The 12,923-nt window shown below is 38.8% G+C and carries 10 protein-coding genes; 2 read left to right on the top strand and 8 right to left on the bottom strand.

The window, feature by feature from the left end:
- Positions 1-177: 177 nt before the first annotated feature.
- On the bottom strand, positions 178-1,482 hold the full coding sequence (locus KQP79_RS12785; RefSeq protein WP_138343416.1) for an outer membrane beta-barrel protein: 1,305 nt from the start codon (positions 1,480-1,482) through the stop codon (positions 178-180).
- A gap of 6 nt (positions 1,483-1,488) precedes the next feature.
- The gene (locus KQP79_RS12780) at positions 1,489-2,037 is read right to left on the bottom strand and encodes an RNA polymerase sigma factor (protein ID WP_004302282.1); all 549 of its coding nucleotides are present in this window, start codon (positions 2,035-2,037) and stop codon (positions 1,489-1,491) included.
- 175 nt (positions 2,038-2,212) lie between these two features.
- Here KQP79_RS12780 and KQP79_RS12775 point away from each other — a divergent pair, with 175 nt between their 5' ends.
- A complete protein-coding gene (locus KQP79_RS12775; RefSeq protein ID WP_004305817.1) occupies positions 2,213-2,935 on the top strand; it encodes a NigD-like protein in 723 nt (240 codons plus the stop codon).
- Positions 2,936-3,072: 137 nt separating this feature from the next.
- Here KQP79_RS12775 and KQP79_RS12770 read toward each other — a convergent pair whose 3' ends face one another.
- Positions 3,073-3,753: an MIP family channel protein gene (locus tag KQP79_RS12770; protein ID WP_138343418.1), complete on the bottom strand. Its 681-nt coding sequence runs from the start codon at positions 3,751-3,753 to the stop codon at positions 3,073-3,075.
- Positions 3,754-4,060: 307 nt separating this feature from the next.
- The gene (locus KQP79_RS12765) at positions 4,061-4,987 is read right to left on the bottom strand and encodes a hydrogen peroxide-inducible genes activator (RefSeq protein WP_138343420.1); all 927 of its coding nucleotides are present in this window, start codon (positions 4,985-4,987) and stop codon (positions 4,061-4,063) included.
- Positions 4,988-5,124: 137 nt separating this feature from the next.
- On the opposite strand from KQP79_RS12765, the gene KQP79_RS12760 reads away from it, so the two are divergent.
- A complete protein-coding gene (locus KQP79_RS12760; protein WP_004305814.1) occupies positions 5,125-5,601 on the top strand; it encodes a Dps family protein in 477 nt (158 codons plus the stop codon).
- Between the two features lie 132 nt (positions 5,602-5,733).
- Here KQP79_RS12760 and KQP79_RS12755 read toward each other — a convergent pair whose 3' ends face one another.
- Genes KQP79_RS12755 through KQP79_RS12740 form a run of 4 tightly spaced genes read right to left on the bottom strand, consistent with a single transcriptional unit; the run spans position 5,734 to position 12,885 of the window.
- Positions 5,734-6,936, bottom strand: a complete 1,203-nt coding sequence (locus KQP79_RS12755) for a DUF1735 and LamG domain-containing protein (RefSeq protein WP_004310017.1) — start codon at positions 6,934-6,936, stop codon at positions 5,734-5,736.
- Between the two features lie 12 nt (positions 6,937-6,948).
- Positions 6,949-7,974 (bottom strand): glycoside hydrolase family 18, encoded by a 1,026-nt coding sequence (locus KQP79_RS12750; RefSeq protein WP_138343422.1) that lies wholly within the window; start codon positions 7,972-7,974, stop codon positions 6,949-6,951.
- Between the two features lie 24 nt (positions 7,975-7,998).
- Entirely contained in the window at positions 7,999-9,570 is a 1,572-nt protein-coding gene (locus KQP79_RS12745; RefSeq protein WP_022199277.1) for a RagB/SusD family nutrient uptake outer membrane protein, read from the bottom strand.
- A gap of 27 nt (positions 9,571-9,597) precedes the next feature.
- Complete coding sequence (locus tag KQP79_RS12740; protein WP_004310014.1) at positions 9,598-12,885, bottom strand: SusC/RagA family TonB-linked outer membrane protein; 3,288 nt, start codon at positions 12,883-12,885, stop codon at positions 9,598-9,600.
- Positions 12,886-12,923 lie beyond the last annotated feature (38 nt).

The raw sequence follows: 12,923 nt of genomic DNA, 5'->3' as shown, positions 1-12,923 counted from the left end.
GGTCATAAACAGGTGACAATATTATTAATATTTTCTCAATTATCCGACTTTTCTGAAGAAAAAGATAGTAAATAGCAAATAGTAACGCCATCCGGTCAGGATAATGACGCTATCCAATCAGGATAGTGACGGTATCCGAACCGGATGGCGTTACTATATTTAGTGAGGTAGTTCGTACTAATAAGTCAGACGAACACCTGCTTGTATGTTGAAGTTAAACGGATTCTCTTTACGTATAGTCTGTATATCGGAGCCATCATTGAAATAATAAGCAACACCCGGTTCCACGTAAATACCCAAACGTTTCGTTGCATTGATCTGCGCACCTACACCACCGGATACCGAGAACTGCAAAGGCTTCACTGTTTCTTTTTCAGATCCTAGCTTTCCATAAACACATTTCTCAACCATACCTCCACCGGAAACATAAAGAGTGACGAGTCTCTTATCCAGGAAGTTCCAGTTGGCACGCAACGGAATACCGATATAATGCAGTTTCTGCTCTATCTGTTGTTCTTCACCTGCCAGTTTTGCATCCGAAGAAAGCAGCGTATAAGTCAGTCCTGTCTCAAGAGAGAATCCTTTAGCTAAACCTTTACGAACGGACAATCCGAAAGAAATAGGCTGATGATGTTTAATGTCAACCACCTGTTTTGCCTGACGCAGGTAAGGTACTCCATCTTCGAAAACCAATGTTTGGTCATTAGGAATCGTCTCCATCAGACCGTTGGAAACTGAAAGCATACTCACACGTGACATATAAGCATGAGATCCGGCACCTACTTCTGTTGAAGCACCTCCTGAATTTCCTACCGAAAGTCCCATTGACCATGTTCCCTTTTGAGAAGATCTTTTTTCTGTCGGAATATGAAGTTTGTCTTTACCGGAAGGACGACGCGGTCTGTTATTCGATCGCTCTGTATCCTGTGACTGTCCCTGACTGACATCTGTATTTTCTGCCTGCTTCGATTCATCTTTTACATTTTCAGTTTCTCCATTTCCTTTTACATTCTTATCTTCCTCACTCAAAGAGTCTTCTCCATTTCCTGTTGAAAGTTTATTTTCATTACCGATCCCTAATGGATCTACACCTGTTTTCTGCTCCGTATGATTCCTGTCGACTTTCGCCAAACGATCTTCGCGAGTTACCGGCCGTAAGACAGGTTCCACAGCAGTTCCCTGCATATCCGGTTGTTGCACACCCGGCAATGCATCGGGCGTGGAAGCCAATGCCGGAGTTTGTATATGACGTATTTCATCCGCAGCGGGTGTCCCTAGAAAATACAGACTTACTGACGAAACGACAGCTAATATTATAATAGCTGCAGCAGCCATCATCCATTTTCGATAAGGATATATTTTCTTCTCCACAGGAGGCATAAGTTCTTTCTCCAGTTGTTCCCAACCGGAAGCAGGCGCCGGTTCGGAATAATCCGCAAGCTTCTCCTTCAACTTATTCATCCACAATTCTTTCTCTTCCATCTCTATCTATCCATTATGCATTATCCATTCTTTTACTCTTTTTGCTAATACACTCTTCGCACGAAACAGTTGCGAAGCTGAAGATTTTTCATTGATACCTAATACCTGTGCGATTTCTTTATGCGATTTGTCTTCAAATGTATAAAGATTGAACACAGTACGATAGCCGGCGGGTAATTCTTCAATAAACTGCATCAACACATTTTGTGGTATCGCTTCTACATCGGAAGCATCCGGCTCTTCATATTCTTCGGGCAACTCTTCCAAAGGTGTCGACTGATTAATCACATCATTTTTCCGAAGATACTGTAAAACTGTGTTGACCATCACCCGTTCCATCCAGGCTCGCAAAGAGCCTTCACCCCTCCAGGTGAACTTATCGAACGAATCGAATATCTTTAAAAAACCGTCGTGAAGCAGATCCTGGGCTGTATCCCGGTCGCCGGTATAGCGTAGACAGATGCCAAGCATACGCCCCGCATACTGTTCATACAGTTCCTTGCGGGCCCGATTATTACCCAGCCTACATTGTTCCGACAACTCTATTTCTTCCATTCTCTTATACACGTGTTTACCTTATAAATGCAGCAAAGATAGAAATACTGCATAGAGAGAACAACTCTTTTATCACTTTTGTTTCTTTAACAGATCCGAATGCAATATTTTCTATCCTCTTGCATTTTCACTACAGAAAACATAAATATTATAAAATCTAAAACCTAGTAAGTATATGAAGAAATTTAAATTCATAGCCTTTATCTTTGCTATTATGACTACCATGCCGATTCTCCAGTCATGCTTGGACGACGATGATAATTCGTCCGATCTTCTGGCTATCAGCACCATCAATATGATTAGCCAAGATAGCAAGGAATTTTATTTCACTTTGGATGACGGGAAAAAGATGTATCCCAGCAACTCACAAGGATGGAACAATGAAGATTGGGTGGAGGGACAAAGAGCTTTTGTGATATTCAACGAGTTGGAAGAGCCTGTGAATGGATACGACCTTAATATTCAGGTGAAAGGTATCAATCCAATCTTAACCAAAGACATCGTCACAATGGGTGAAGATGACAACGACGAAGAGAAAATCGGAGATGATAAGATCAACACGACTTATATGTGGATCAATAAGGATAATAAATATCTGACGATTGAATTCCAATATTACGGAACACATAGTGAAGATAAAAAACATTTCCTGAATCTGGTGATTAATGACAAAGAAGAGACTGCTCCCACTGCTGACGAAGGCAATGCGGAGGACGAATATATCAATCTGGAATTCCGTCATAACAGTGAAGGAGATGATCCTCAACGTTTGGGTGAAGGATATGTGTCTTTCAAACTGGATAAGATTAAAAACCGGATGGAGGGGAAAAAGGGACTAAGAATTCGTGTCAACACCATTTATGGCGGGCCGAAAACTTATGAAGTGAAATTTCCTTAGACTTAGACGACTAATCTAATGTGAACATGCGAAACACACTCTTTTTTAATATAATATATTAATTACGCAAAAGAGGGCGGTAGTTGTGAAACTGCCGCCCTTTTACTTTCTTCTTTATATTCTTTCTTCTAAAAGAGTTATTTCTTATCTCCCAGATAATTCCAAACAACTGCACTCAATGCAGCTCCTACAAATGGAGCAATGATGAATAACCACAACTGTGACAATGCTTCTCCTCCTTGGAATAATGCCGGAGCAATACTACGTGCCGGGTTCACAGAAGTCCCTGTGATAGGAATACATACAATATGTACTAACACAAGAGTCAAACCGATGGCAAGTCCTGCCAGATTACCTGCTCCCTTCTTCGAATCGGTAGAGCCGAGCACTACCAATACAAAAATGAAAGTAAATACTGCTTCCGCAATAAATGCCTGCAACATTTCTCCATCACCAAAACCATTCGAACCTGTCGCTGTAGGCCCGTCATGAGCACCGGTAGCAACTAAAGCAAAAAGAATAGCCGAGCCGATAATAGCTCCGATTACCTGGAAAATCATATACATACCTGCATCTTTTCCATTCATACGACGAGTCAAAAACACTCCTAATGTAATAGCAGGATTAATGTGACATCCCGAAATACCTCCGATAGCATACGCCATCGCTACTACGGACAAACCAAAGGCTAAAGCTACGCCGATCGTTCCAACCCCAGCGCCTACTGTATCAGCCAAACCACCAGCAAAAACGGCACTACCACATCCCATAAGGACGAGCACCATCGTTCCAATCATTTCTGCAATGTACTTTTTCATAATCACTAAATATAAATAGTTGTTTCGCCAAATATAGGATTTTAGGTCTGAATAAAAATTTATATGTACAATAATGACTATCTTTGCAGCATTTTTGAACGAACATTTATTTATTAAAATAAAAAAAGACCTTCTTCATGTCATATTGGCCTCCATTCTTTGAACGGATAAACATTTGATATTCGGTACGGGGGATGGGGATGATAATCATTGTCAGCTCTTTCTATTTTAAAGGAGCTAAGATAAGTGTAAAAAGACTCCTGCCAATCAAAAAAGATGAGCAGGAATCATCTCAATCTCTAATATACTATAACAAACATTGTATGGGCTGCAAAGAAAGCATTTCCTTGGGAACCACCGCCTTTATTTCCTCTTTCAGGACGCATAGCAGACTGTGACGAATAAAATCTCTATTTGTCGCCAACACCACCTGTCGTGTCGGTCGGGGGATGGCAAACGGGCGTACTAATTGTCGCTGTTCTTCTGTCAATTGCATCACTGCCAGTTCGGGAATAAAAGTGATTCCTTTTCCACTTTCTACCATTCGCATAAAGGTTTCCATACTTCCCAAACGATAGGCCATCTGATTAACCTTAACAGCCTCCATCTGACAAAAACGGACGAGTTGATCGCGAAAGCAGTGTCCTTCGTCCAAAAGCCAAAGATGTTCGCCTGTTATATCGGAAGTGCGGATAACGTCATGTTTGAATGAGGGTTCTTTCCGTGATACATAAGCATAGAATTGCTCATAGAAAAGAGTTTCTTCCGTCAAAAATGTGTCTTCTAATTTACTGGCAATAATCCCTGCATCCAAATCGCCGGCATGCAAAGCCTGCTGAATATCCTGTGTTTTCATTTCCGTGACACGAATATCCAGTTCGGGATATTTTTCCATCAATTGAGGAAAAAAGCGAGGAAGCAAATAAGGAGCGATAGTTGGCAATACTCCCAAGCGGAATACGCCTGATAATGACTGCTTATCTTCACTGATTATTTCTTTCACTTGAGCTGCCTGCGCCAGAATCACGCGAGCCTGGTCTATCACTTTCTGTCCAATGGCTGTCGGACAAACGGGCTGTACCGTCCTATCGAACAACTTTACTCCCAGTTCATCTTCCAGCTTCTGAATCATGGCACTCAAAGTGGGTTGCGTCACACGGCAATATTCAGCTGCCCGTGCGAAATGCCTGAACTGGTCTACAGCTAGTATATATTCTAATTGTTGTATTGTCATCTATCAAATCATATTAAGTTATAGATTTCATCTATGCAAAGATAGAAATTTTCAGTTTGACAACAAGCATTTTCCGCCTTATCTTTGCAGTACAGAAAAAAAAGAAAGCAAGTATAAATCATTAAAAATAAAAGAATATGAAAACTTTAGAATTTATCAAACTGAACGAATCGGGAGCAAACAACGTAGTAGCATCTTTGCAACAACTATTAGCAGACTTCCAAGTGTATTACACCAATCTTCGCGGTTTCCACTGGAATATCAAGGGACATAATTTCTTTGTACTCCACAGTCAATTCGAAAAGATGTATGATGACACGGCTGAAAAGGTGGATGAAATCGCAGAACGTATCTTGATGCTGGGTGGTACTCCTGCCAATAAATTCAGCGATTATCTAAAAGTAGCAAATGTGAATGAAGTGGATAAGGTAAGCAACGGAGACGAAGCATTGAATAATATCCTTCAGTCTATCAGTTATCTGATTGGCGAAGAACGTAAGATTTTGTCTATCGCTTCTCAAGCCGGAGACGAAGTAACCGTTTCGATGATGAGCGATTATTTGAAAGAACAGGAAAAATTGGTTTGGATGTTGGTTGCTTATAATAGCAAGTAATTAAAATAAAAAGATGTCCCGGTCTTGCTTATTTGCAATCGGGACATCTTCTATTATATATAGGAAGACTTTTTAGTCAGTCTACCATTATCTATTTCTTCATTTTTCCTTTTATAAGGATATATAGTTTTGCTATTCAGCAGCATTATCAGGACAACGAACTCCTTGTACAAAATTGAGCGTTCCACGTCCGGCATAAGTAGCACTATATCCGTTTCCTGTAAGGTCGGTTATTACTTTATTATTATCCGGAGTAGACTCATTAAATCTCCAATAAGCCACTAAACCATCTGTTAAAGGGTCCACCCAGCAGACATTATTTTTCAGATCAGCAGCCGAACGAGCAACAGCCCATACACGTACTTCACTTACATACCCATCCATATAACGATTATCTGCTGCAGACTGACCAATATAGAATGCTGCATTTTTATCATGTCCATAGGCTTGCGTTAAATCGATAGTACCTCTTGTATCCGGAAGTTCTCCCTGTAATTCACCATTAACATATACAAACTTCTTTCCTTGTGAACCGTCATATACACAAGCCAAATGCAACCATTTATCATTGGGTAAAACATCTCTGGAATCAATTGCCGGACTACCTCCACTCAATTGCAATTTCCAACCGCTTTTATTATCACCGGCAGTACGCAAACAGAAATTCTCTTCCAATCCCATAACAGAGAAGCACCATTTTCCACTGGTAGAAGTCATCTTTTTAAAACGAACTCGTGCTTCAAATGTTACATTATTCAATGCCGTGGTATTGTATTGAGATTCTTTTCTGAAATCGACCTTGAAATACCCGTTATTAGCAGAAATATCCGCAGCTTGAGTAATAATAATTTGATTGATAACAATGTATATGGTACGTGAACCTTCTATTACGGACAAATTCTTATCCGACACACTCACAATACTTATAGGAAGCAGATACGTTTTGCCTTCCTTTAATAAGTCCCGGCTGATAACACTTAAACGCACACCATCTGTGGAAGTATTCTTTCCATTTTCAATAGTTAATGTTGTATTCTCCAACTTGTACGACTTTTCAGGAAGAAGTTCATAATTCTTCTTATATTCCTTATTGAAAGACTCCACTAATTCCGGAGTGGCCTTCATACCCACTTCTACATGATCTCCTATCGCACATGATGAAGCAACTTTAATTCCGATAACTGCAGGCAAATCATCAATTGTCAGATTAGCAACCGGTGATAATTGATCTGCGCCAACAACATATAATCCTTCATAGTATTCCTGACTTTTCTGGCATGATACCATTAGAAGGACAAGCAAGCTTAATAATATGTATTTTATATTCTGTTTCATTTTTTCTAAACTTTAATGTTCGTTCATTATTCTGATCGCATTACGTGTCCATTTGTAATTAGGATTGGAACGGTAATCGTTCTCCATGTGATAGGTACCACATCCTCCTTTGCGGGTGGCTAATTTTCCTTCATACATGGGGAGGAAACGTGCCATTCCTTCTAATGAAGGTACCGACCCGCCTTCTCTTAAAGAGTGATCTACTCCTCCATTTGCATACTTACCCCCCTCAAAGGTTTCAGCAAAAATGTATTGTTCCGGTTTCCAACCATTTTTAGCTGCATTATCGAAACGCCCCTGCAGATCTTGATATCCCCTAGAATTATAAGACTGAACCACTCCATAATTAAAATATTCAGCCAATCCTTGCTTTAAATGATAAGGTACTCCATCAATAATTAATAGATTACGAGTTCCCGACTTCGGACCAATATATTTTCCTAATGCCTTTACAAACATTTCCATATTATCCATATAATCAGGCCACATATAAGACGGACCTACTAAAGGACCACTGAACGGAACCCCAGGAAATTCCTGATAGCCGGGTTCATAATCAAGATCAATACCCTGATAACCATACTTATACATAGTATCTACCAAAGACTTGGCATACTCTTCTATTCCTTCAGGAGTAGCAATCTCATGATTTTCACCAGACATAAATTCATCTGGAATTTTGTGAGCAAAGATAGTATATGTGACACGAGTTCCTTTCACATCCTGTACATAACGTAAATCTTCCATTTGTGCCGGACTTAAGTTCTGGTAAGCTCCCCAAATAGAAATAATATCTACACTGTCAGGCACACTTCTTAAATAGTTGATCATATCAGCAGAGTTAGCCGTCCATCCGCCAAACCAGCCAAAAAAGACTTCATGGTCGTTTCTTGCTTTATATGCTCTTAAATTTTCCCAATATTCTTTGGACATCTTATCAGGCACCACTATATCCAAAGCTTCTATATCTGTATTACACGATATAATTCCCGTACCAACTATTACGAAAACTATTATATATGTTAATAATTTCTTCATGTCGTTTTATCTAAAAGAATATGATTACTTATTTTCTACATCCCACCATAAGCGAGTAGCTCCGGTATCCGGACCACCCAATAGTTTAACGGCTTTTTCCACCTCTTCTTTATTTCCTTGATATTCGGAATAGGGGAAAGGAACACGACGGATCTGTACAGAAGAGCTAATAACACCACCACTCTCATTATTAACTATTTCATAGATCTTAGGATAGCCTGTTCTGCGGAATTCACTCCATGCTTCCTGTCCTAATGGGTACATTGCTATCCATTTTTGGGTGATGATCTGTTCTAACTGCTTTTCTTTATCATTTTCATCCCAGACTATCGTAACATCAGATGGGGCTGGTGCGGAAGGACTGCTTTTGAATCCAGGGTATTTTGCCGGCACTTTAGTACTTGCAAGATAAGTTTCCACTCCTTTTACTCCATGTTGTTCGAAAGAAGCACGTATGCCTGAATGATACAAACTTTTAGCGGTTCCTTTCATGTTCCATGTCTTCAAGGCACCTTCTGCCCGCAAAAAATAAACTTCTGCAGCTGTCATCCAAACATAAGGGGTTCCTTGCAATATATTAGGTTTGGAGAGTCCTAAATCACCTTTAAATATATCACCATTCTTATGTCCGTTACGCAATCCACGATAATTGTCATTTGAAGACAATTGGAAAAATACGGATATACGTGGATCTCCAAACCCATTCAAATAAGCATCCATACTAGCTCCCATTACATCTTCTTCATAGCCGTCTGCGCTGCTAATACTATTTATAGGGTTGTGATAGGTGAACGAAAGAGTTGAATTAGATTGCATTGCCGGATTATTATCATTTGTTTCAATCACTCCATACGAATGTGTAACAGCAGCTTCTGCTTCTTTTTGAGCCTCCGGATAAACAGCACTTAAACGTATTGCCAAACGCAGCTTCAAAGAATTCGCAAAACGAATCCAATTAGGTATGTTACTGCCAAATATTAAATCAAACTTTTCCAATGCCTTAGAATTTGGGTTAGCTTGATCAAACTTGGTCAAGATATCAATAGCATGGTTCAGTTCTTTGAAAAAAGATTTATAGATAGCTTCTTGCGAATCATAAGGGACAGGATTAGTCAGACCAAACTTTAGATAAGGTAACGGACCGTACATATCTGTAGTTTTATGTATAGCTGTCACTTTTACAATTTCACCGACAGCAAACAATACAGATGCAGAGTCTACCTTTTGGCGTAAAATATTCCATGAAGATAAGAACTCTACAAATGCACTTTTAAAAGGTGCATCTTTCCATTCGTCAGAAATAGCATAAGTCGTTCCATTCGCTCCTCCGCCCCAATTTTGCGTTCCGGCAAAATATCCAGAATACATGTTGCCAAAAAGGTCTTCCGAGCGTTGAAACAAGTTAACATCTTCAGATACTACCCTACGTTGCATCGTAGTAAGATAGCTGCCCCATAAATTATCTTTATCCAATTCTTTTTCTTGAACTTTATCAGGATCCAGATTAATCGTATCAGACATACAACTTCCCAATAAAAAGCAAACAGCAAACACCAGGAAGCAAGTTTGTATAACGTTATAGATTCTATTTTTCATTTTATTCTTCGTATTAAAGTATTAAAATCAAAAGTTAACTTTTACACCAAAACCGAAACTGCGTAAGCTAGGTGGCATAAAATAATCGAAACCCTGATAATAAGTTCCTGTATTTGCTGTTAGTTCCGGATCAAACGGAGCTTTCTTATAAAACATCAGCAAATTGTGTCCTGTCAGTGACAGAGAAATGTTTAATTTTTCTCCGAACCACTTTGCCGGAAGCATATATGATAATGACATTTCACGTAAACGAACATTAGTCGCACTGTACACATAATGCGCCAGTAAACCTGTTTTTCCGGAAGCAACGGTACCATAATATTGTTCTGCATCCAACTTTCCATTATTTACAGGTACACCACCGTTATCACGGGCTGTAGCTGTTTGTTGTGATACTCCGAATTGATCCATCAAAGCTTGTGTAGCGGAAATCACCTCACCGCCAACACGCGCGTCAATCAGAAAATCAAGTTCCACCCCTTTCCAAGAAAAACTGTTTCTAAATCCTAGATTATACTTAGGAGCTGCCGAACCAACTTTTATGAAAGTATTTTCTTCAGCCGATACACCTCCATTTGAAATAAGAATATCACCATGTAAGTCTTGTTTCAATTTTGTCGCATAGATATCAGACATAGTACCACCTTCTTTCAAAATCATTCTGTATGAATCTGCACTGGCAACGGAAAATTCTGTTGGTGATTTTACTGTTGTACTAGTAGTGCGGTCAGTCACATACTCAGGAAGTAACTCTTTGATTTCATTACGGTTCATTGAATAAATCAAATTTGAGTTCCAATTTACCGGGCCTAAATCCTGATTAAAACCTACACTTAGTTCAATACCCCAGTTGTTTACTTTTCCTGCATTTTCATATGCAAAAGCGTATCCTGTGCTGGGCGGCAATTCATATTTAAACAACTGATTGTATGTGTTTGAATTGTAATATGTTGCTGCAAGGTTCAATTTATTATCAAACAACCGTAAGTCCATACCAAATTCAAATGCTTTGGTCATTTCCGCTTTAAGATGATTGGCAGGTGAGAAGTTAGCACTTGTAGCATTACCATTTTCCAAAACCACTGTTGCATAAGGCAAGTATGCACTTGGAGGATTACCTACTTGCGCATAGGAACCACGAATCTTCCAGAAAGAGAATACTTTTTTAGGAAGCGGAATAATCTCTGACAACACTACAGAAAGACCTACGGACGGATAGAATACATATTCCTTGGAAGTACCTACCAATGTAGAAAACCAGTCTATACGACTTGTCACGTCAGCATAAAGAAAATTGCGGTACCCCAGTTCTGCTTTACCATATAGAGATTGAGTCTGGGTATGCAATGATTGTTTGCTATATCCGCTTTCTGTTGAAGGTATATTACTTGGATGGAAAAAGTTCGGTACTCCAAGCAGATTGCCTTCAAAAGTACTTGATTTATATTTTTCATCATAATAACTACCACCAAGGTTTACTAACAAGTGATAATTCTCCCCGAATTTCTTATCTATATTTACTAAGAAATCAAGATAAGTTGCAGTATTCTTGTCTTCCTGTGTCATATAGTTACCTTGAGATTTGGAGAACAAACCATCAGTGGAAGCGTATAATTTACGTTCGAAATCAGTATAAGCATTATCAACGCGGGCACGTCCGATAATATTAAGCCAATTGGTTATATTCCATTTCATTGATAATGACATGATATAGCGGTCTCTATCAGTATTGAACATATTACGATTAATAATCCAATATGGATTCTGCATACCCAATCCCTGATTTTTATAAGGCCAATATTGAGTTTTGAAGTTTCTATCAGCGTCATATCGTTCATAAACTACATATTTATTCATATCATCACTTGGTGGAAACAAATAGACTGGAACCAACGGATTATAGTACATACCTTGTCCGTTACTGTTTTGGTTATTCTGTTTGATATAAAATAATCCCATATCCATACTTAAAACGTCTTTAACGATGTCCCAAGAATTACGGAATGTAAAATTATAGCGATTATATTTATTATTATCAATGACACCTTCTGAATTTACAGACCCAAAAGATATATGCGTCTGATTTGTTTCTGTACCAGTAGATACAGCAATAGAATTCATTGTATTAAATCCTGTTTGAAAGAAATCCAAAGGATTATAATCGGAAGGTTTCTCTAATTTATCCCCCCAACTTTTAAATTCACCTTCTTTACGTCCATACGTATTCTGGAATTCAGGAGTAATAAAAGGTCTTGAAAAACTAGTGCTATTTGAATAACTTATTCTGGGTTTTCCAATCGCACCTTTTTTGGTTGTGATCAGTATCACACCATTCGCACCTCTATTACCATATAAGGAGGCTGCAGAAGCACCAGTCAGGATGGACATACTTTCTATATCCTCCGGATTAATATTAGATATTCCATCTCCGTCGGCCACTTCCACTGACTCATAAAAATTATCTGATTGTTTGGTTCTTAACCCTTGCATTGGAATACCATCCAAAACGTACAACGCATTGTTTTCACCAAATAATGATTTGGTACCACGCATGACAACGCGGGAAGATCCTCCAGTTCCAGACGAACTCTGATTAATAGTCACACCTGCTACCTTACCAGAAAGGCTATTTATAAAGTTGGCATCTTTCACTTTTGTTATACCGGCAGCTTTTATTTCCTGCACATTATACGTCAATGCCTTAGCTTCTCTCTTAATACCCAATGCTGTAACAACCACTTCATCCAAGGCCTTTGTGTCAGAAGCCATTGTAATATTATAAACAGTCTTATCTGATATTTTAACCATTTGAGTCGTATACCCGATATACGAAACCTTCAGGAAATCGTTTTTGGTAACACGGATTGTAAAATCTCCATTCAGGTTAGTTATTGTACCACCACTACCACCATTAATTGAAACATTAACTCCAATCAAGGCTTCTCCTTGTTCGTCCACAACCCGACCTTGTATTTCCTTTGATACAGACTCTTCCTTTTTTTCCGGAATTATCATGATATAGCTATCTTTTAATTTATAACTAAATCCTGTTCCTTTTAATATGACCTTGAGTGCCTGTTCTAACGGTAGTTCACTCACATTCAAAGAAATACGTTTACTTCCTCCAAGTTGAGATTCATTATAGGCAACGGACATTTTAGATTGTTTCTCAACTTCTGTCAATGCTTCTCGTAATGTTATTTCATTTTTCTTAATAGTTATTTTCACATTACTTTGAGCAAAGAGCACTGTTTGCGCGAATAGCAAACAGCAAAAAAATGTTATACATTTAGCTTTTAATAGATATAAATTCATATCTTAGTAGCGTTTTTAGTGTTAAACTCATAATATTA

It is taken from the genome of Bacteroides sp. DH3716P (genome assembly GCF_025914115.1).
GTDB lineage: Bacteria > Bacteroidota > Bacteroidia > Bacteroidales > Bacteroidaceae > Bacteroides > Bacteroides ovatus.
The sequence above is the reverse complement of the archived record's forward strand: the minus strand, read 5'-3'. Positions and strand labels throughout refer to the sequence as shown.